Here is a 20,634-nt window from a genome sequence, read left to right as displayed (position 1 = left end):
AAGACCTCAACGGAGCACTCCGGGCGGGCAGTCGGCGATGAAGCAGGAAACCCTGCGGCGCGAGCCGTAGGAATCCCCCTCGTTCACCGAGGGGGAGGAAGTCAAGTGGCCGACTTCGAAGGCGAAGGCGATCAGCATGAGGACGGCGATGCCGGGCTGTGTGAGGACTCGCCTGACCGGGACGCGTTCGTGGGCGGCTTCTCCTGCGATCGGCGGGAGAGCAGCACGCGCCCATACGGTGACGGCAAGGCCGAGGGCGGCCATGACGGCGAAGGTGGAGCGCCATCCGATGCTGGTGCCCAGCCCGGTTCCGGCCGGGACGCCGACGGCCAGGGCTACCGGGACACCGCCCATGGAGATGGCCAGTGCCCGGCCCTTGCTGGCTTCGGGGACCATCCGCATGGCGTATCCGGCGATCATCGCCCACTGCAGGCCTGCGCCCAGTCCGGCGATGAGGCGGCCGGTGAAGGTGAGGGCGAACCAGGGCGAGGCGGCTGTGCCGGCGTTGGCGGCGACCACGGAAAGGACGGTGGCGAGCAGCACGGGGCGTCGCGGCCAGCGGCGGGTCAGTGCGGTCAGCGGTATCGCGGCGAGCATCGACCCTGCCGCGTAGACGGTCACCAGTTGTCCGGCGGTGGCCTGGGAGACGTCGAGGCCTCTGCTGATCTGAGGCAAGAGGCCTGCGGGGACCGTTTCGGTGAGCACCGTGACGAATCCGGCGACAGCAAGGGCGAGGAGCCCGGCCCAGGGCAGGCCCTGCGTGTCCTCGTGAGTGGACGTGTCTGTCACGAGCCCTCCTGATGTGGTTATCTTGAGTGCCAAGGTAAATTATCTTGAGACTCAAGGGAGTGTCAAAGGTGCCCGGACCCGAGCAGCAGCCCAAGCCACAGGACTCAGTGGAGGCCGAACTGTCACGGTGGATCGCCGACATGCCCGGCGTCGACCCCGGGACCGAGGCCGCCCGCCAGCGCATCGGGCGCATTACCAGGCTGTTCGAGCGCCTCCTCACCCAGGTGGCCACCACCAACGAGCTCACCGCAGGCGACTGGGCAGCGCTTTCGGCCCTGCAGCGTTCCGGCCCGCCCTACCAGGCCGCCCCCACCACCCTCTCTCACCAGCTGGGCATTACCTCGGGCACGATGAGCGTGCGCCTGGCCCGCCTCACCCAGGCTGGCCTGATCGAGTCCGTCGCGGCGGCCGACGGCCGCAGCAAGCCGGTCCGGCTCACTGCGCGCGGCCAGGACCGCTGGCGTGCCGCCACACAGCAACGCACCGCCCGGGAACACGGCCTGTTCGCCGACGCACTCTCCCCCGAGGACATCGAGGAACTCAACGCGCTGCTCAGCCGCCTGCTGGGCCGCCTGGAGAACGAGTTCGGCCAGGCAACCCGCCACGACGTTCCCAAGGACGCCTGAACACAGCCGAAGGCACCCCGAGCACACCCGTCAGGAGAATGGAGAGTCCTTCGGAACTTGATGATGATCGGTGAATTTGCGCGGAGAGCCCGCGGGCGCGAGCTGTCGCGGCAGTGGGCAACCGCATCGTGCACAGCGGCCACGGACGCGGGCGCGAGCGGACCGCAGCGCTGCCGCTTATCCGCATGACACGGCAGGTCCTTCGCGGCTTGTGACGTGCCGGGCCGCCACTACAGCTGTCTTGGAAGCACATCTTGAGTCGCATGGGCCCACGACCCGCACTGCCAGCTCCCGCAGCTGCCCGCACACCATGCGGGCAGGCCGGGCTCTCCATGGCAGAGCCTGCTCCGGTCGCCCCCTCTGCGGCTCCTCACGGGGGTCCCATGAATCACCTTGCTGCGCAGTTCTGTCCGTATAAACACAGTGATCGGTTTCCGTCCCATCCATGCACAGCTTGGCCCTCGGGGAGTATCCGAACGGGAATTAGCGGTAGCGGAGCGATCTTGATTCCGGTTCGGTGACGTGCCCGTTTTGCCTGGTCAGCGGGCTCTACGGTCCTCGGCATGCCTGTTGAGTACCTGTCTGCTGACCAAGAGACCCGCTACGGCCGGTTCGCCACGGAACTGTCGCCCGGGGAGCTGGAACAGTTCTTCCGCCTGGACACGAAGGCCCTGGGCCTGGCGCGGGCGAAGCGCCGTCCGGCGACGAGGCTGGGGTGGGCGGTGCAGTGGGGCACAGTGCGGATGCTCGGCGCCTTCCTGACGGAGGATCCCACGGCGGTCCCGGTCGCCGTGGTGCGGTTCGTCGCCGAGCAGCTTGGCATCGACGACGAGTACTTCGCCGAGTACGGGACGCGCTCGCAGACGGTGTACGAGCACGCGTGGGAGATCCGCGACGAGTACGGCTACCGGGACTTCGCCGCGGGTGAGGCCGAGCTGCGGGGGTTTCTGGCGGCGCGGGTGTGGTCGTCGCTGGAGGGGCCGCGCGCTCTGTTCGACCGGGCGGTGGTGTGGCTGGTGAACAACCGGGTACTGCTGCCCGGCGTGACGACGCTGGCCCGGATGGTGGCCGCGGTCCGCCAGGAAGAGAACGACCGGCTGCACGCCGCGCTGTACGAGGCGGTGCCGTACGACCTGCGCACGGAGATGATTCGGCTGCTCGAAGTGCCGGAGAAGAAGCGGGTGTCGGAGCTGGAGCGGCTGCGGCTGGGCCCGATGCGGGTGTCGGGCAAGGCTATGGAGCCGGCGCTGGAAACGTGCACCTTACGGCCCCCGTCAGGGTCCCGCGGGCCATCCCGTCGGACCGGCTCAAAGGGCTCCTGCAGCAAGTCCCGGGCACCAAGGACAGACTCGCCCTCGTCCTGATCGCTGTCTATGCCATCCGTCCCAAGCAGATCGCCGAGCTCTGGCTGGACGATCTCGACCGGTCCACGGGACGTCTGCGGATCCGCAGGCCGAACCGGCCCGACCACGTGATCTGCCTGGACGAGTTCGCCCTGCGGCTCGTCAAAGACTGGCTGGTCCAGCGTCACCGCCGCTGGCCGCTGAGTAGTAACCCCCATCTGATCGTCAGCCCCATCACCGCCATGCACGTCGACCGGCCGGCAGTCGGCATCTCCAACTTCCAACCGATGCGGGACCGTATCGGGATCGGACCCGGTCCGACTGATGCGCTTGTTCGGCATCACCTCGCACACCGCGATCCACTACGTCCGCGCCGCCCACCCCGAGTACTTCACCATCGACCTCACGCAGGCATGAAAGGCCGCCGCTTACTCGGCTCCGTTCCTGCTCAAGGCAGTGAGCACGTGATCTAGCTCATTCGGCATCACGACAATGAGAACAGCACCTTCAGAAGAGGTGCACTCAACAATCCTGGACCTACCGTTGATCTTCATTGCTTCGCGCCGTGAAGGTGAACGCAGGCTGACCTGCCGCAACCCTGCCGGAAGTGATACCGCCGCACCGGCCCTGGTGCGGGGCTCCCAGGCCATCGTGGAGGTGCCTATCACCATCCGCCCCCGGAGCCACCGGCCTTCAAGCGAGGGATGCCGCAGCAGGCAGGGAACCTTGATCACATTGCCTTGAGCGGCACTGTCTGCACGTCGCTTCACCTTCCGACGGAGCAGCCAGGCCGTCAGTCCGCCTGCTACCAGGATGACCACAAGTTCGCTCACCGGAGCATTCAAGCAGTACTCAACCCGAAGGCCCAGCCCCTCAACAGGACGCCCCCACCAGCAGGTTCGCATCCGGTCGACCTTCAGAATCTGCGAACCCGCTGGTTTCGGGGCGTAGCCGATGATGAGCTCTATCCCGCCTGAGTACACCGTGATCTGGCTTTGGCCGCGAGAACGACAGCGTTTGTGCACCAGTTCGGGAGGCGTCTGGCCGCCGCGAGCGAGTCGAAGAGTTCACCGGTTTCGACAGCGCCAGGGCGCTCGGCGGGGACGCCGAGCAGCCGCTGGCGACAGCTGCTGACGAGATCTGGGAACGAACCAGCGGCCCACACGTGGTCCCGGCCGTGTCCTATTCGCGGATGTCCGCGGCTTCGATCGCGTCGGCGGGTCGCCCGTCCGGTCGCCGCGGATGCGGTGACGACGGTGACGAGGGCGCAGAGCGCGATGGTCCCCAGCATCTGTGCCCAAGGGATCACCGTCGGCGCGCCAGTCACGAGTTTGCTCAGCGAGACGTGCTGGGTCACCGCGGCGAGTCCTGTCGCCACGGCGGCGAGCACGGTGCCGACGACCACCGCCACGGCCGACTCGGCGGCAGCGACCTTCACGATCTGGCTGCGCACCGCGCCGGCCAGCCCGAGCAGGGCGAACTCCCGCCGCCGTCCGGCCATCGCCATGATCAAGGTGTTGGCGACCGCGATCAGCGCGTAGGCCAGTGCGATCCCCAGGATCACCACCGCCGCGTTGTTCGTCTGCTCGGCGGCGTGCGCGCGCTGGGCCTCCAGGTAGGCGCCGTAGGTCAGGACGTGTGCGCCGGAGCCGTCCAGCGCCTGGTTCACCGCGGCCGTCTGCTGCTTGTCGAGCGGCTGGCCCACGCCCGCCGTCGAGTTGAGGTAGACCTGGCTTGGCATCAGCGGGCCGGTCAGCGACGCGGACACATAGGTGTCGTCGCCGTTCAGACCGCGCGCGACCACCGCCGCGATGACGGTCGGAACCTTCTCGCCGGTCGGCAGCAGCGTGACCACCTGGTCACCAGCCGACAGTCTGCTGGACTGGGCCGTGTGCTCGTCGATGACCAGGAAGTTCTCGGGCGGCGAGGCGAGGGAGCCGGAGAGTACGGGCGGCGTGATGGTGGTACCCAGCGCCGCCGCGGGCACCGCGTTGGTGTTCAGCGAGTCGATCTGGTCGCCCTGGGTGTTGCCGATCCGGATGTTCATCGAGGTGACCGGGGTAACCCGGACCCCGGGTACGGCCGTCAGCCGCTCCAGCGTGCGGGCGCCGATCCCGGAACCGCCGGGCACGGCGACGTCCGTCGCGTGAACCTCCTGCTGCTAGCGGGCCAGGACCGCGGCGCTGCCCGACTTCTGCATCGTCAGCAGGGTGCCGACCAGCCCGACGGCCACCACGATCGGCGCCACGGTGGCGGCCGTGCGACGCCGGGAGGTGAGGATGTTCTCGCGCACCAGCAGCGGGCAGGCCTTGCCGGAGCGGCGCAGCGGGCCGATCAGCAGCCTGGTGACCGGTCGCAGCAGGATCGGGGCCAGCAGGGTGACCGCGCCGACGTAGAGGACCGGCAGTGCCTCGTACTTGCGGGCATTGGCCGCCAGGTATGGCTCGGCCCGGGAGATCACGATCCCCGCGACGACGGCACCGATCAGCATCCCGATCCCCAGCAGCCAGCGGATCGGCGTCATCCCGCGGCGCTCCACCGCGCTCTCGCGCAGCACCTCGATCGGCCGGATCAGCGAGACCCGGACGAGAGTGGCAGCCGAGCCGGCCAGTGCCGCGGCCACGCCGATGACGAAGGAGATCAGCAGCGGCAGGGGGTTGAAGGGGATGGTGAACCAGGACGGGGCGACGTTGTGGTCGAGCATCCAGGAGCGCAGCGGCATGGTGCACAGCGGGGCGAGGACGCAGCCGGCGACTGCCGCCGCCAGGCCGATCAGCATCGCCTCGCCGAGGACCATGCGCCGCACCTGCCGCGGCGCGGCACCCACCAGCCGCATCAGCGCCAGTTCGCGGCGACGCTGCTCGGTGGCGAAGGCGAAGGTCGCGATGACGACGAACACCGCGACACACACCGCGAGTCCGGTCGTGCTGCCGGCCATCGCCTGGGCATTGGCCAGCGCCTGCGCGCCGCCGGTGGAGTCGGGGTCGATCCGGGTCAGGTCGTCGCCGCCGAGGACCACGGCCCGGTCGCCCACGAGGGCAGACAGCCGGCTCGCCTTCTGCTCGGTGACCAGTGCGTTGACACCGGGCGACAGGCGCTCCGCCTCGGTGCCGCTGAAGAAGACCGCGTTCTCGAACCAGAGTGCGTCGGTGACCCCCACCACCCGGTAGCGGCCTGCGCCGTCGGCGGTGATGGCCTCGGCTTGACGCCCGATCAGCGACTCGGCGCCACCGGCAACGGCGATCTCGTCCGCGGCCTTGGGCGCGCGCCCGGCAACCAGGTGGTAGCCCGCGAAGGTGGCCGAGGTCCAGGGGTGGCCGGTCGTCTCACCGGAACCGGAGTTCAGCCGTACCGGGAAGCTGCGATCGGCCGTGACCTTCCCGGCCGCGGTCACCTTGGTCACGACGTCGGCAGGCAGCACCGCGGGGGCCTTCATCGGACGCCCCTCGAAGCCCTGCGGCGCGATGACGGTCGAGGCTTCCTTGAACCGCTGCGGCCCCGGGGTGCGGCGTACCGAAGGTGGCCGCCAGGGTCAGCGTCATCACGCCGATCATCGTCGTGCCGAGGGCGAGGGCGAGGGCGAGGGCGAGGGCGAGGGCGAGGGCGAGGGCGAGGAAGGCGCCCACGAAGCCCATCAGACGGTGCCGGAGGGTGGCTGCGGCGATCTTCAGCATGCCTTCGCCTCGCTCTCGCCGGGCTCCAGCGCGGCCATCCGCAGAGCCACGGTCTCGGCCGTCGGCTCGGACACCTCACCGGTCACCTTGCCGTCGGCGAGGAAGACCACCCGCTGCGAGTACGAGGCGGCCACCGGGTCGTGGGTGACCATGATCACCGTCTGCCCGTGCTCCTCGACGACGCCGCGCAGCAGCGCCAGGACCTCACGCGCGGTACGCGAGTCCAGCGCGCCGGTCGGCTCGTCCGCGAAGATCACCTTAGGCCTGGTCACCAGCACACGCGCGATCGCGACGCGCTGCTGCTGACCACCCGACAGTTCAGCGGGCCGGTGCTCGCCACGCTCGGCGAGACCGACCTCCGCCAGCCCTCGATCGATCACCACCGGGTCGATCTCCCGCCCGGCCAACCGCAGCGGCAGCTCGATGTCCTGCCGGGCCGTCAGGGCCGGGATCAGGTTGAAGGACTGGAAGACGAAGCCCATGTGCTCACGGCGCAACTCGGTCAGCGCCCGCTCGGAAAGCCCGTGTAACGGCGCGCCGTCCAGCAGGACCTGGCCCGCGTCGACCCGGTCCAGGCCCGCCGCGCACTGCAGCAACGTCGACTTACCCGAACCCGAGGGGCCCATGATGGCGGTGAAAGTGCCCGCCTCGAAGTTGACATCCCCCCGTCGAGCGCCCGTACCCGATTGTCACCACGGCCGTACGTCTTGTGCACGGCGGTAAGGCGGACGATGTCGCCCACCCTCTCCGCACCGACGGAGGCCGGGCTCGAAGCCCGTGCCGGTAGAGCCTTGCTCCGGAACACTCGCTCACCTTTTCCATAGGGGCATCGGTCGGGGGGCATCAGTCACCCGCCGCACCGACGCTAGGGCCGCTCGCGGCATCCACGCCTCCGGGCTGTCCCTGATCTTGAGCCTGAAGAACCCCTGACCCGAGTAGGCGGTGGGGCCGTGCGGCGCAGACACCCGCAACTCGCCACCGGCGGCTGGCTGCTGTTCGCTCTCGTGAACATCGAACAGCCCGGTTCAGGCGAACTGAAGCACCTCCCACTTCTTCTCACCCCTGTCAGGCATGCGCGCGATTGCCGCCGCGCTCATCGACGAATGGGGTCACCACCCTGACGATCACCCCGAGCTGCTCGACCTGATGGAGATCGAGCTCAGCTGTGCCCTGGTGGAGACCGCGGCTGACCTCATGCGCGACCTCGGTCTGAGGGACCGCCGCACTGAGCCGACAGAGATCCCCACCGGCATGCGGCGGACGGTAGCCATGCCCCGACAGCGATCGAGGATCTTCCGCCGAACCGGGAATCAGACGCACAGGGCCGGCTCGAACGCGCGGCGCTCGAGCTGTTCGAGACGCAGGGGTTCGAGCGCACCTCGGTCGCGCAGATCGCAGGCGCCGCCGGTCTGAAGGAGCGCTCCTTCTACCGCTACTTCCCCGACAAGCGGGAAGTCCTCTTCGTCGGCAACGAACTCGAGGCCCACCTCGTCGCCCAGGTCGAGGCGGCCGACCCGGGCCTCACCCCGATCGAGGCGCTGCTGACCGCGCTGGGGACCGCCGAGGAGGTCTTCCGCCCACGCGAGTTCCTGCTACGCCGGGGAAGAGTGATCGCCGCCAACCCGGCGCTGGCTGAGCGCGATCTGATCAAGCTCGCCGACATCGCCGACGCGCTAGCACCGGCGCTCGAGCGCCGCGGCGTCGAGCCCGGCAAAGCACGCTTCATCACCGACGTGGTGCTGGCGATCCACCGGCGCGCCATGCCCCGCTGGCTGGCCGAGCCGGACACCACCCTCGCTCAGCTCATGGCCCAGGCCGCCACCGAGCTGCGTGAGGCGGTCACACTGCCAGCTCCGACAGTCCGCTGAGTCGACTGCTGCCTGCAGGATTGGCGCTTCACGCCCGTGTAATGAGTCAGGTGGAGAACGCCTCCACCATCTCCGGCGGCTCACCTCCGCTCGCGCAGAGAGGACCCGATGCGCTCTACCTGATCGCCGCGAAGGCGCGGCTCACCTCCGCTCGCGCGGAGAGGACCAGGAAATCCTGGCCACCCTCGGCCCGGACGACGGCTCACCTCCGCTCGCGCGGAGAGGACGCCGTGGGCATCGCGGGCGGCATCGGCACCTACGGCTCACCTCCGCTCGCGCGGAGAGGACATGGCCATCACCGCCAGCGCGGAAGGCCTCGCCGGCTCACCTCCGCTCGCGCGGAGAGGACTTCCGGGGCCGGGGGTGCCTCGGGTGCCGGGGCGGCTCACCTCCGCTCGCGCGGAGAGGACGGCCTCGCTCCTGCCCGCCGCGCCACTCCCAACGGCTCACCTCCGCTCGCGCGGAGAGGACCCTCCGGCGCCCTCCCCGCGAGCCCCGGCTACGGCTCACCTCCGCTCGCGCGGAGAGGACGCTTCCCGGGCGATCCTGCTGGACGGGTAGAGCGGCTCACCTCCGCTCGCGCGGAGAGGACCGCGGAGAGGACACTTCTTGACCTGCATGCTTACGGAGACATAGCAATTTCTTTACTCATGGGCCGTCCGCTGACAGTGGTCATTCACTCCGATGGTCAGTGTAGGTCCCTTCATGTCCGCCGTGTCGGCGTTCCGGCTGCTCAGCGTCATTGTCAGTGGCTCCTGGTAGCAAGTACCCCATGACAGAGCCTGCCTGTGCCTGCCCAGACCACCGTTTATGGGGGAAGGAGCATGGGCTCAGCCGTCCCTATCCGGTGATGTGTCATCTGCTGGACGTAGCCGCGGTGTTCGCGGTGCTGTGGGATGAGCTGTTGGATGAGCGGACGCGCGAGCGTTTTGCCCAGCAGTTGGGCGTGGGTGTGGACGATTGTCGGTCGGTCCTGTCTCTCTGGGCTGGACTGCATGATCTAGGCAAGATCACCCCGGTGTTCCAGGCGCAGGTTCCCGAGTTGTTTGGTGCGGTGCGTGATGAGCGAGGGTACGTGTTCGCGCCGGGGGCTGAACGGGATCGGGGTTTCCGTCATGAGATGGCGACTCACTGGGCTCTTGCCGAGCTGCTGGTCGATGCCGGGTATCCGAACCAGCGTATCAAGGCGACGTCGGGGGGTTCTGGTGCGCCGTTGGCGCACTGGGTGGCGCACCTTCTCGGTGGTCATCACGGCTTGTTCGGTGCGTCGCTGTCGGTGTCTCACATGCGCTGTCCCAGCCGGTATCAGGCAGGGTTGGGGGAGGAGGGGTGGGCTGAGCAGCGGCGCCTGCACTTTGAGGAGCTGCGGCGGGTGACGGATGGTCACGCGGTGCCGGTGGGTGCGCTGTCTGCTGATCTTGCTGTTGTGCTTGCGGGGCTGGTGATTGCTGCTGACTGGCTGGCGAGTCAGACGCAGGCGATCGTGGCGGTGCGGCCGCCTGCCTCCTGGCGGGGGAGCCGGGATGAGGTCGACGCGCATTTCAAGCGTGCGACGGCTGCTGCGCCGGGGCTGGTGGCGGGTGCGCGGCTGGGGCGGGCCAGCTTCGATGCTGCCAGTTTCGGCGAGATGTTCCCGTTTGAGCCTAATCCGTTGCAGGCGGATGTGGTGGCCCGTCTTCCTGGGCTGGTGGCGCAGCACGGTTCGGGCCTGGTGTTGGTGACCGCACCGACGGGGGACGGGAAGACGGAGGCTGCGTTGTATGCGGCTTCGGTGCTTGGCAGGGCGGCTGGGGCGCGGGGTCTGTACGTGGCGCTGCCGACGATGGCGACGGCGGATGGGATGTTCGGGCGGGTTCGCTCGTTTGCTTCTGGTGCTCTGGGTGGTGAGCGTGCGCTGACGTTGTTGCACTCCATGGCGTGGCTGAACCCGTTGTACGGGCAGTCTGCGAACGATGTCTCGGATGGCGAAACACAGTGGCCTGCTGAGGGGTTCAGTGCGGATGGGGCGACGGCGGTGGAGGCGGATGCCTGGTTGCGCGGACCGAAGCGCGGTTTCCTTGCGCCGCTGTCGGTTGGCACGATCGACCAGGTGCTGAGCGGCGTTCTGCCGTTGCGGTACAACGTGCTGCGCTTGTTGGGCCTGTTCGAGAAGGTCTTCGTCGTGGATGAGGCCCATGCCTACGGGCCGTGGATGCACAAGCTGCTGCTGACCTTGTTGGAGTGGCTGGGCGCTTTCAGGGCCCCGGTGGTCTTGTTGTCGGCCACGCTGACTGGTAGCACGGCGGCTTCGCTGGTCAATGCCTACCGTCGTGGTGCCGGGTTCGTGGAGCCGGCTGATGTCGCGCCTTGCTATCCCGGCTGGCTGTACGCGAGTGCGGAGACGGGTGAGGTCTCGCTGCCGCGGGCGACCAGTACGGGTCGGCCTCGCACGGTGGATGTCGCGGTGCACCGTGTGGCCTGGGACGTTCTGTCGGCGGCGCCCGGCACGCCTGTGCGCCCTGGGGGGCGGCGAGCGGTGTTGAGGGAGGAGCTACGCCCGGTGGTTGAGGAGGGCGGGACTGCGCTGGTGTGCTGTACGACGGTCGCCGAGGCGCAGCAGACTTTCCGTGATCTGCGCGCGGCTTTCCCTGAGTTGGCGGTCCGTGAGGGTGGGGTGCGTCTGCTGCACTCATGCTTCCCGGCCAACACGAGGCAGCGCATCACCGCGGAGTGCGAGGCCGCGTACGGAAAGCCTCGCGATGGGGAGCGTGCGCGGGTGCGTGAGGCGTCGGTGCTGGTGGCCACACAGGTGGTGGAGCAGTCCCTCGATCTCGACTTCGATCTGGTCATCAGTGACCTTGCGCCGTTGGCGCAGTTGCTGCAGCGTGCGGGTCGTGGTCGCCGTCACCGCAGGGGGCCTGGTGGGCGTCCGGCGTGGGCGCGTGCGGAGGATCGGCCGAGGCTGGTCGTTCTCGATCCGTTCCGGCATGCGCAGAAGGCGGACAAGCCGCGCAGTTGGGGTTCGGTCTACGACACCAGCCTGCTGATCCGTACGTCGCTTCTGTTGGCTGAGCGGGCGGCGGGCGGGGTTGTTGTGCCGGACGGGGTGCAGGAGCTCGTGGACGCTGTCTATGCTCCCGACTTTGTCGACGGGCTTGACGCTGCCGCCAGGCAGGAGCTGCGGTTGCTGGATGGCGAGCGCCTGGCGTCGACTACGGCGGAGACGGATCTCGCCGGCATGGTCGGCATCGGGGGCCCTGGAGACATCCAAGGAAATCTGCACCTCATCAGCCGCCAACTCGAAGGATTTACGGAGGAGTTGCTGACCGCCCGGCTGGGTGCTGATACGGGCCGTGTTGTGTGTCTGTATGTCCGGGAGGACGGGCGGAGTACCCTCGATGTTGCCGGTTCGGTGCCTCTGCCTGGTGCTGAAGGGCGCGTTTTGAACCGGGACGCTGTGGCGCGCATCGTCGCCCATGTGGCGCCGGTGCCAGGCAAGTGGGTCAGGGAAGCGGGCCTGGCGAGCCTCCCTGACGCGTGGGAGAAGTCGTCCGCGCTTCGGGATCTGGCGGTGTTGTCGATGACCAGGGCCGACGACGGCGTGTGGAGCTGCCGCTGCGGTGATCGGACGATCGGCATCTCTGAAGTCGGACTCGAGCAACTGTGACCGAGTTCTTTGGAGTGCTCTCTTTGCGACCGCAGCCTTTGGTAGCGTCCAACTATGCCTAGTCCGGGGGGACTTGGGTGAGTACGCCTGCTTTCGCATGCAGGGGGTTGGTCGTCTGGGCCGTTTCGCGACGGCAGCTGGTTCACCCCCGCTCGCGCAGGGACCCCACCTTCATTCTGTACTTCTTCGGGAGACCCATGCCCGCAACCGTGAACATCGTCGAAGAACCCTTGTTTCCCGTGCGGTGGTCCCCGGAAGCCGAGCGCAACGCGGGCAGCAGGCCATCCCGCGTAGGTCTGCTCGAACTGCTGCTGCGCAGTCACGAGATCGAGGGGCTCGCCGTGCCGGACGCGCCCGCGCACTCTGCTCTCCTGCGCATCCTGTATGCGCTGACCGCGCGCGTGACCGGTCTGGACGAGGCGAAGGATGGTCCGGACGACTGGCAGCTCCTGCGCGATGACGTACTGGCAGAGGGGCGCCTTCCGCAGAAGGGGATCGAGGAGTACTTCGACCGCTACCGGGAGCGTTTCTTCCTATTCGACGTGGAGCCGGGCGGTCGGCCCTGGATGCAGGATCGACGGTTGAAGGACCAGTGCGACCCGTCCAACACGGCCGGGGTGAACAAGCTGGTGGTGACGCGGCCCTCGGGCAACAACCATTCCTGGTTCCGGCACGCCAGCGATGCGCGCCCCGACTTGCCGACCGCTGCGGAGGCGGTCCTCAACCTGTTGACGTGGCACTACTACGGGCCATCCGGGCGCTGCTCGGCCCGCGAAGTCAACGGTGTCTCGAGTGCCAGCGCCAAGGCGGGTCCCCTGCGCACCAGCCTCTCGTATCACCCTGAGGGGGACACGCTCTTCGAGACGCTGCTTGCCGGTCTCGTACCGCCAGCGCGGGATGTTGAGGCCGAGCACGATCAGTGCCCGTGGGAGTGGGACGAACTCCCCGACCCTGACGGACAACCGCCCGCGCTCACGGGCCCGTGCTCGCGGCTGACAGCCGGTTCCATGCACGCCCTGCTGCTCGTCCCCGACCCTGACGACGGCGCGCGCGTGCAGGACGCCTACATCACGTGGGCCTACCGCACCGGGCGCGGCACCCGTCCGGACGACGCCTACCTGATGTTGCAGATCAGCAAGCAGGGCAACACCTACCCGCGCCCCGCCAACTCCCGTCGGGCATTGTGGCGGGACCTGGATGCGCTGCTGCTGATCGATCCGCCCGGTGTCGCGCAGCCGCGGCGCCCGGCCGTTTTCGAGTGGGCCATCGAAGTGTCGCCTGAACTGCGCGTGCGGGCACTTGGGTTCGAGCAGGACGGGCAGGCCAAGGACACCCAGTTCGTGGACGCTGCCACCCCGCCCGTGCTCGGCTTCGTGGAGAAGCGCTCGGCGCGGACCCAGCCCGCCGTGGGGCGGTTGCGGGCGCTGGGGGAGCAGTTCGGTATCCGGCTGGACCGGGCTCTGCGCCGAGCCTGGCGCATGTATGTGAACGATCAGAAGGACAGCGCGGACGCCTGGGCCCAGGAGGGTACCGCTCGGTACTGGCCTGCCGCGGAACGGGTGTTCTGGGACCGGTTCGCTCTGCTGGACCGCACGGGGACCGTGCTCGACGGCGGCCTGGACATCGCGGCTGCGCGGACCGCATTCCTTCAGCTCGCCGTGCGTGCGTTCGATGACGTCACTGCTTCGGCGGCCCGCACGCAGCGCGGTGCGAAAGCGGTAGAGGAAGCCCGTATCGAACTGTTCGGCGACCGCCGCGGCAAGCCCGCCCGTCCCGGCGTCGCCTGAATCGCACGACAGCGAAGGAGATCCGCCAGTGACCACTGCTTCATGCCCTCCTACCACCTCCGTACCCTCCCAGCGCTCTGTCGGCACGACCCGGCTCACCGCTTACCGGAAGTTCACGGACGCAGTCCTGCGCACGTGCGAGCGTGACCCGGGCGCCCGCGCCGCATTGCGCTCCGGAGTACGCAAGGACCTCGACGCCGTACCTCGTATGCACCGGGTCATCGCCCACCTGGTCCCGCCGAACGTCACCGACGACACGCAGAGGGCGTATTACGCCATCGCGGCCATGATCGCCGAACAGGCCCGCAGGCCGGGCACCACCGCCGACGACACAGGCGACACCACGGACAGCGAAGCCGCCGAACCCGAGGCCGAGGAGCCATCGGCAAAGGGCGCCCAGGCGACGCCTGCGGAGGAAAGCGATGCCGATGAGCGGGATTACGGTACGAGCCTTGGGGCCGTTTTCGCCCTGGCCGTCATCAACAGCCCCGGCCGGGAACGCCAGATGCGGCGCAGCACGGCCGAAAGCCGCCTGAACATCCTCTGCAAGCAGGGCGTCACGGGCCTGCACCGGCACCTGCCCGCCTCTGTCCGCTACCTGCGGTCCCTGGACGTGCCCGTGGACTGGGCACGGCTGCTGCAGGACCTTGTCGACTGGCGTCGGCACTCCGGGCGCGTTACACGCCGCTGGCTGCAGGACTTCTATCGCCGCTGCCAGGAAGACGCCCGCCGCGAAGCAGACCAGCGCGACAGCGACGACGCCTCTGAGCCGACGGGCACCGACGCCGGCTGACCCACTCGCCCCGCACAGCACGCATCCCACCCCACAACTCGCATCGACCAGCACTTTCAGAAGGAGCACCTGTGACCGCCAGGCCCCTCGCCCGTTTCATCTGCATCCACGTCCTGCAGACCGTGCCATTTGCCAACCTCAACCGGGACGACACCAACTCGGTCAAGACCGTCCAGTACGGCGGCGTCCTACGCACCCGGGTCTCGAGCCAGTGCTGGAAGCGGGCAACGCGGAGCGATTTCCAAAAGCGCATCGGACAGGCCGCGCTGCGTACCCGTCGGATCGGCGAACGCGTCTCCCGCTTCCTGGCCGAAGAGCGCGGCTGGCCCCAGGACTTGGCCGCACGGGCCGGCGCGCACCTCGCTGCCGCCAGCGGTATCAAGTTCGAACTCGAAGAGAAGGACAAGCAGGTCCAGGTCAACAAGGTCATCGGTAACGCGCTGGTGTACGTGCCGCAGACCGCCGTCGCCGAGCTCGCCGACCTGGCCGCAGAGCACCGGGCGGAGCTGGAGAAGGCCAAGGACATCAAGAAATCCAGCGACAAGAGCATCCTGCCCAAGGACCGGGTGACCGCCATCCTTCGAACGCGCAACGGCGTGATCAACCTCTTCGGCCGGATGCTGGCCGAGGTCGACGACGCAGGCGTCGACGGCGCCGTCCAGGTCGCTCACGCCATGACCACCCACCCCACCGACATCGAGATCGACTACTTCTCCGCCGTCGACGACGTCACCGACGAATGGAACGACTCCACCGGCAGCGGCCACATGGGCCACGCCGAGTTCAGCGCCGGTACGTTCTACCGCTACGCCACCATCGACCTTGAGGAACTCGCCGCCAACCTCGGCGGTGACGCGGCAGCCGCCAGGGAACTGACCGAAGCCTTCCTGGACTCCTTCATCAGGTCGCTTCCGCAGGCGAAGAAGAACTCCACCGCCCCCAACACGGTGCCGGACCTCATCCACCTCACGGTCCGCGCCGACCGGCCGCTCTCGCTCGCCGCGGCCTTCGAAAGGCCCGTCCAGATGGCTGCCGACGGCGGATACGCCGCTGCCTCCCGCGACGCCCTCGCCCAGTACGCCGACGCTGTGAACACGTTCATGGGCGACGACGGCATCCTCCGCGCCAGCTGGACCGGCCTGGACGCCAAGGACCACAACGGCCTCGGAGACCGTCACACATCCCTGGGCGGCCTGGTCACCGCCGCTCTCGAGACGGCGTTTGCCCCTAGCGGCTCCGGAGCCGCCGCGTGAGCACCCCTGTCGCCGAACCTTCCGCAACCACCCTGCCAGGACCGGGACTTCTGCTCCATTGCAGCGGCCCGCTCCAGTCATGGGGCCACCACAGTCACTTCAACCAGCGTGACACCGCCGCGTTCCCGACCCGCTCCGGCATCATCGGCCTCCTCGCCGCGGCCCTGGGCCGCGGCCGGGGTGAACCGATCGATGACCTCGCCCAACTGCGGATCACTGTCCGAGTGGACCGCGCCGGCGTTCTCCTGCGCGACCTGCACACGGTCGGCGGCGGCCTGTCCCCCTCCGAAACCGTGACCACAGCGCAGGGGAAAAAACGCTCCGGAGACGCCACCACCTTGCTGTCCCACCGCCACTATCTCGCCGACGCCGCGTTCACCGTGGCCATCACGCCCCCGCCAGAGGCCCCAGCACAGGCCGATCTCCTCCGGAAGTACGCCAGCGCACTCAATGCCCCGCGCTGGCCGCTCTACCTCGGCCGACGTGCCTGCCCGCCCGCCGGGCCCCTGCTGCTGGGCGCCCACGACAACGCCCTCCACCACCTGGTGCATCTGCCCATCGCCGCCACCGCCCCCCGCCCCGGCAGCCCCGCCACAGTGGAGATCGTCGGCGGCCAGCCGCTCGACCAGCTCCCCCTGCCCGACAGCGCCGACTCCTCCGACCCAGCCGACGCGGCCCATCCGAGCGGGCGTATCAACGACCAGCCCACCACCTTCCACCCTCGCCGGCGGACCCACCGGTCAAGGCCCCTGTACCGGCGCACCTTCACCCCGCCCCCCACCCAGTGGGGCGGCCTCGGCGCCGACTACCTCACAAGACTGGCCACCTACCTCGACCAAGCCCTGCCCACCAGCGAAGGGAGCCGCCGATGAGCACCCTCTGGCTGACCCGCATCGTCCCCAGCCCCGCCTCCCGCGACGCGCGACGCGACCTCGCCGACGTGGTCGCACTCCACCGGCGGCTGATGGCCCTCTTCCCCGACAAAGCCGGACCCGACCCCCGCGCCGCCCTCGGCGTCCTCCACCGCATCGACGACGCCCCCACCGGGCCCTACGTCCTCCTGCAATCCCGCCACCAGCCCGACCTCAGCCGCCTGCCCACCCACTACGGCCAAGCTGCCACCCGCGAACTCACCCCCCTCCTCGCCGCATTGCGCTCCGGAGCGCACATCAACTTCCGCTGCACCGCCAGCCCCGTACGCAAACCCGGCGCCACCACCCGCGAGCTGTACAACCTCCCCGCCGTCATCCCCCTCCATGGCGCTCACGCCGACGAGTGGTGGCTGCGACAATCCGACATGGCCGGACTGAAAGTCCTCACCCACAACGCCCAGCCTCTGGACAGTGCCACGGGTATCCGCGGCCAGCGCGGCAGCGGCGACCAGCAGCGTGTCCGCCACGCCCGTACACGCTTTGACGGCACCGCCGTCATCATCGACCCCGACCTGCTCCGCACAAAGATCATTGAAGGCATCGGGCGCGGCAAGGCCTACGGCTGCGGACTGCTGACCATCGCCCCCGCCCGCGGCGGCGCGGAATGAAAGCCCCGTCCGGCACCGAGGCGCGCCGAAGGCTGGCGGCCCCCACTGTCGCCATGCTGCCCCGCATCGCTGACTCCCTGTCCTTCCTCTACCTCGACGTCGTCCGCGTCCTCCAGGACGACACCGGAGTCTGTGCCGAAGTGACCAGCGAGCGACACGGCAGGGAAACGGTGTACTTGCCCACCGCCGCGCTCAGCTGCGTCCTTCTCGGCCCGGGGACTTCCATCACGGCGCGAGCCCTGGCCACCCTTGCCCGCCACGGCACCACGGTTCTCGTCACCGGCTCCGGCGGCGTCCGCTGCTACGCCGGAGCCCAGCCGGACTCCCTGAGTACCACCTGGCTCGAACGCCAAGTCCGCTCCTGGGCCGACGACGACCTCCGTGTTGCGGTGGCCACCGCTATGTACGAAAGACGCTTCGGCACCGGAACGGTCCCGCCCGGCACCACGCTGGAGCAACTGCGTGGCATGGAAGGCCAACGCGTCAAAGCCCAATACCGGATCCTCGCTCAGCAGTACAAAATCGGCCGCTTCCGACGCGCCTACGATCCCGCACAATGGCACAACCAGGACCCGGTCAACCTCGCATTGTCCTCAGCCAACACCTGCCTGTACGGCATCGTCCATGCCGCGATCCTTGCCCTCGGCTGCTCTCCCGCACTCGGCTTCGTCCACAGCGGTAACCAGCAAGCCCTCGTCTACGACATCGCCGACCTCTACAAAGCCGAACTCGCCATCCCCCTGGCCTTTTCCCTCCACGCCTCCACCAACCCCGAAGCAGAAGCCCGCCGCTCCTTCCGTGACGGGCTACGCCTGTTCCGTCTCCTGCCGCGCATCGTTCACGACATCCAGCAGCTCCTCGACCCCGACGGGAACAGAGAAGCCCCCGACCCTGAGGAGCAACTGGTCGACCTCTGGGACCCGGTAGCCGGGCCTCTCCCCGGCGGCGCCAACCACGGAGCCGCATCATGAACGGTCCCCGACCAGAGGTACAGCCGCCATGGCGTCAATGATCATCCTGTCCGCCTCCGCTGTCCCCGACCACCTGCGAGGCGCCCTCACCCGCTGGCTCCTGGAAGTCACACCCGAGCTGTACATCGGCACAGTCTCAGCCCGAGTCCGCGATGAACTCTGGGAATCAGTCACTGCCTGCGCCGACAACGGCACCGCCGTACTGGCCTACCCCAGCAACAACGAGCAGGGCTTCGAACTACGCACCGCTGGAGCCCAACGCCGAACACCGGTCGACTTCGACGGGCTGACCCTCATGTCCTTCGCGAGAGACAGTAAAGAACCAGCAAACCTCCCCTAACGATGCAGGTCAGGAAGAGTCTTCTCTGCGCGAGCGGAGGTGAGCCGACACAGCCGGTAGAGGAACTGATCCCTGACCTGTCTTCTCTGCGCGAGCGGAGGTGAGCCGTGCCAGGATCACCACACGACCCCAGACATGGCGTCTTCTCTGCGCGAGCGGAGGTGAGCCGTCGGGGGTGGCGTGGCTGACGATCAGGTAACTGTCTTCTCTGCGCGAGCGGAGGTGAGCCGTGGGGTGCGACTGTTGAGAGGCGAGGCCCGGTTCCTGAGGGGGCGTCAGTGGCCGCCGCCGGACATGGAGGTGTCGAGCGTAGTTCCAGGTTTCGGGGCCCACCTGGCCGTCGGCCTTGATGCCGCTGCAGCGTTGGCGCTGCCCTGGCCCGCGTTGGGGTGTCGCCTCTTCATCGGCGGCGAGTCCCGCGTCCGGCCCTGGCGACACCACGTCGGCGGTGTGGCTGCGGCGAGGCGCGCTCTACCTCGGATGGCCGCAAGCGAAGAAGCGCGGCTTGATCTCGGACAGGATTGTGCAGTGATCAGGACATGTCCGGCCCAGCATCCTGTCGTCCATGCTCGACACCTGCTCCTGACCCTGACCGGCTGCCACGGGTGCTGCAAGCTGAGCCTGGACCTGATCAGCCGCCCAGGACGGAACAGACGCCGTTCTGGCATTCCTTCAGGAAGCCACTCGGTCGGCCATTCACTGCGGCGGTAACAGCCACCTCGTGGAGACTCACGTCCCCGAGGCACTGTTGCCGCCTTCGCCGACTTCGCCATCGGCGTGTCGGGGGAGCGGCTGATTACCGCAGGCTGGCCGTCTCCGCATCACCGGTTCTCCGCCATGGCCCACAACCAGCCTGTGGGTGGGAGAACTGACCTACGCTGCGGTCGAGATGAGGTTGGCCCCCAAGGCGGTGGTGGTGTGTCGCACCGTGTTGGCCTGTCGGAGGCTGGTGACCAGCCCGGCGGCTCGCAGGGCGGTGACATGTTCCGAGGCTGAGGCAGGAGAGATAGCAAGGCTTTCGGCGAGCTGTTTGGTGCTGTGGCCGGCAGGGGATGCCAGGGCCTCCAGAACGGCCGCGCGGGTGCGGCCGAGCAGGGTCGCCAGGGCTGATGATGCACGTTGCTGGGTATCCCGTCGTTCGACGACGAGGCTGTCGCTCTGCAGATTCCAGACGGGCGCGTATACGAGAATGGGCGTGCCGACCTCGTTGAGCAGTGCCCGGGGGCGAGAGCCGCAGAAGATGTGGGAGGACAGGAGGAGTCCTCGTCCCTCCAGGTGGAAGTCGACCTGGCCTTGTCCGGGCGGGCCGGGGAGTTCCAGCACGGGATCCTTCCAGCGCACCTGTGGGTGCAGGTCAGCCAGTACCGTGCCGACGCCGAGACGTGTCATGGTGTGCACCCGCCAGGCTCGGTCTGCGTCCAGTACGGCCCGCATGCGATCGATGAACGGGGTCACCGCGACGTCGTAGTAGGCGGCCAGTGTGTCGGACACCGCGTCCAATGCCTCGCGGTCTCCGTCGGCCAGTAGCTGTGCCCAGGCGGGCAGGCGGTGGTGGTTCGACATCTGGCGCAGTTCAGCTGCGAGACGTCTTCGCGGCGTAGCTCGTATGGCGTCGAATGCCCCTGTGGCGGGGGACGCCTGGTCGGGTCCTGGAGTGAGGAAGTCTGGGACCCAGCCGGAGGCCGGCACCAGGGAGCCGAGCAGCGACGCTCGGGGAGGCAGTCGCTTTCTGACGAGGTGGCGCCACGCGGAGAGCTGTGGGCTCGAGCCACGACGGAGCGTTTGGAGACTCATCACGGCCTCACTCACTGGGAGTGAGTTGTTGCAGCCGAGCGTCACCCGTGCCAGGTCTTGCGAAGTGAAGTGGATTCGCAACATAAAGCCCCTAATGTCCGAATTCTTGCGCGTGGTGCGTACTGACCAGGGACATTCGGCTACAACCGACGGTCTTTGTCGAGATCACGCTCGGCCAAAGATGATGTGTCCAAGACCAGGTGAAGCACG

General features: G+C 68.4%; 17 protein-coding genes and 1 CRISPR repeat array. Of the genes, 11 read left to right on the top strand and 6 right to left on the bottom strand.

Going from position 1 to position 20,634, the window contains the following annotated elements; genetic code table 11:
• Positions 1-6: 6 nt before the first annotated feature.
• Positions 7-789, bottom strand: coding sequence for an MFS transporter (locus ACZ60T_RS31725; protein ID WP_469669079.1), 783 nt, complete (start codon positions 787-789; stop codon positions 7-9).
• 107 nt (positions 790-896) lie between these two features.
• Here ACZ60T_RS31725 and ACZ60T_RS31720 point away from each other — a divergent pair, with 107 nt between their 5' ends.
• Positions 897-1,415, top strand: a complete 519-nt coding sequence (locus ACZ60T_RS31720; protein WP_469669078.1) for a MarR family winged helix-turn-helix transcriptional regulator — start codon at positions 897-899, stop codon at positions 1,413-1,415.
• Positions 1,416-1,978: 563 nt separating this feature from the next.
• Positions 1,979-2,779, top strand: a complete 801-nt coding sequence (locus tag ACZ60T_RS31715; protein WP_469669077.1) for a DUF4158 domain-containing protein — start codon at positions 1,979-1,981, stop codon at positions 2,777-2,779.
• A gap of 943 nt (positions 2,780-3,722) precedes the next feature.
• Here the strand turns inward: ACZ60T_RS31715 and ACZ60T_RS31710 are convergent.
• From ACZ60T_RS31710 to ACZ60T_RS31695, 4 genes are read right to left on the bottom strand one after another with little or no spacing between them, the layout of a single operon-like run.
• Complete coding sequence (locus tag ACZ60T_RS31710; RefSeq protein ID WP_469669075.1) at positions 3,723-4,889, bottom strand: FtsX-like permease family protein; 1,167 nt, start codon at positions 4,887-4,889, stop codon at positions 3,723-3,725.
• A 30-nt stretch (positions 4,890-4,919) separates the two neighbouring features.
• Positions 4,920-6,194 carry an ABC transporter permease gene (locus ACZ60T_RS31705; RefSeq protein WP_469669074.1) on the bottom strand — a complete coding sequence of 425 codons (1,275 nt, stop codon included), beginning with the start codon at positions 6,192-6,194 and terminating at the stop codon, positions 4,920-4,922.
• Positions 6,085-6,432 (bottom strand): hypothetical protein, encoded by a 348-nt coding sequence (locus ACZ60T_RS31700; protein ID WP_469669073.1) that lies wholly within the window; start codon positions 6,430-6,432, stop codon positions 6,085-6,087. The genes ACZ60T_RS31705 and ACZ60T_RS31700 overlap by 110 nt, the downstream gene beginning before the upstream one ends.
• The gene (locus tag ACZ60T_RS31695; protein ID WP_469669072.1) at positions 6,426-7,058 is read right to left on the bottom strand and encodes an ABC transporter ATP-binding protein; all 633 of its coding nucleotides are present in this window, start codon (positions 7,056-7,058) and stop codon (positions 6,426-6,428) included. The genes ACZ60T_RS31700 and ACZ60T_RS31695 overlap by 7 nt, the downstream gene beginning before the upstream one ends.
• A gap of 657 nt (positions 7,059-7,715) precedes the next feature.
• On the opposite strand from ACZ60T_RS31695, the gene ACZ60T_RS31690 reads away from it, so the two are divergent.
• From ACZ60T_RS31690 to cas2e, 9 genes are all read left to right on the top strand, one after another.
• Positions 7,716-8,300, top strand: coding sequence for a TetR/AcrR family transcriptional regulator (locus ACZ60T_RS31690; protein ID WP_469669091.1), 585 nt, complete (start codon positions 7,716-7,718; stop codon positions 8,298-8,300).
• 76 nt (positions 8,301-8,376) lie between these two features.
• Positions 8,377-8,892: a CRISPR direct-repeat array (repeat unit 29 nt; unit sequence CGGCTCACCTCCGCTCGCGCGGAGAGGAC).
• A 180-nt stretch (positions 8,893-9,072) separates the two neighbouring features.
• On the top strand, positions 9,073-11,946 hold the full coding sequence (locus ACZ60T_RS31685; RefSeq protein ID WP_469669071.1) for a CRISPR-associated endonuclease Cas3'': 2,874 nt from the start codon (positions 9,073-9,075) through the stop codon (positions 11,944-11,946).
• Between the two features lie 209 nt (positions 11,947-12,155).
• Positions 12,156-13,733: a type I-E CRISPR-associated protein Cse1/CasA gene (gene casA, locus ACZ60T_RS31680; RefSeq protein WP_469669070.1), complete on the top strand. Its 1,578-nt coding sequence runs from the start codon at positions 12,156-12,158 to the stop codon at positions 13,731-13,733.
• Between the two features lie 28 nt (positions 13,734-13,761).
• Positions 13,762-14,526 carry a type I-E CRISPR-associated protein Cse2/CasB gene (gene casB / locus ACZ60T_RS31675; protein ID WP_469669069.1) on the top strand — a complete coding sequence of 255 codons (765 nt, stop codon included), beginning with the start codon at positions 13,762-13,764 and terminating at the stop codon, positions 14,524-14,526.
• 71 nt (positions 14,527-14,597) lie between these two features.
• Positions 14,598-15,779 carry a type I-E CRISPR-associated protein Cas7/Cse4/CasC gene (gene cas7e / locus ACZ60T_RS31670; RefSeq protein ID WP_469669068.1) on the top strand — a complete coding sequence of 394 codons (1,182 nt, stop codon included), beginning with the start codon at positions 14,598-14,600 and terminating at the stop codon, positions 15,777-15,779.
• Entirely contained in the window at positions 15,776-16,651 is an 876-nt protein-coding gene (cas5e, locus tag ACZ60T_RS31665) for a type I-E CRISPR-associated protein Cas5/CasD (protein ID WP_469669066.1), read from the top strand. The genes cas7e and cas5e overlap by 4 nt, the downstream gene beginning before the upstream one ends.
• The gene (gene cas6e, locus ACZ60T_RS31660) at positions 16,648-17,319 is read left to right on the top strand and encodes a type I-E CRISPR-associated protein Cas6/Cse3/CasE (RefSeq protein ID WP_469669065.1); all 672 of its coding nucleotides are present in this window, start codon (positions 16,648-16,650) and stop codon (positions 17,317-17,319) included. The genes cas5e and cas6e overlap by 4 nt, the downstream gene beginning before the upstream one ends.
• 53 nt (positions 17,320-17,372) lie before the next feature.
• Positions 17,373-18,290, top strand: coding sequence for a type I-E CRISPR-associated endonuclease Cas1e (gene cas1e, locus ACZ60T_RS31655; protein WP_469669064.1), 918 nt, complete (start codon positions 17,373-17,375; stop codon positions 18,288-18,290).
• A 28-nt stretch (positions 18,291-18,318) separates the two neighbouring features.
• Positions 18,319-18,630, top strand: a complete 312-nt coding sequence (gene cas2e / locus ACZ60T_RS31650; protein WP_469669063.1) for a type I-E CRISPR-associated endoribonuclease Cas2e — start codon at positions 18,319-18,321, stop codon at positions 18,628-18,630.
• A gap of 873 nt (positions 18,631-19,503) precedes the next feature.
• Here the strand turns inward: cas2e and ACZ60T_RS31645 are convergent.
• Entirely contained in the window at positions 19,504-20,193 is a 690-nt protein-coding gene (locus ACZ60T_RS31645; protein ID WP_469669062.1) for an ArsR/SmtB family transcription factor, read from the bottom strand.
• Between the last annotated feature and the right edge of the window lie 441 nt (positions 20,194-20,634).

The sequence above is a fragment of the Streptomyces sp. NPDC104371 genome (genome assembly GCF_055583785.1).
This window is presented reverse-complemented; position numbering and strand designations above follow the sequence as displayed.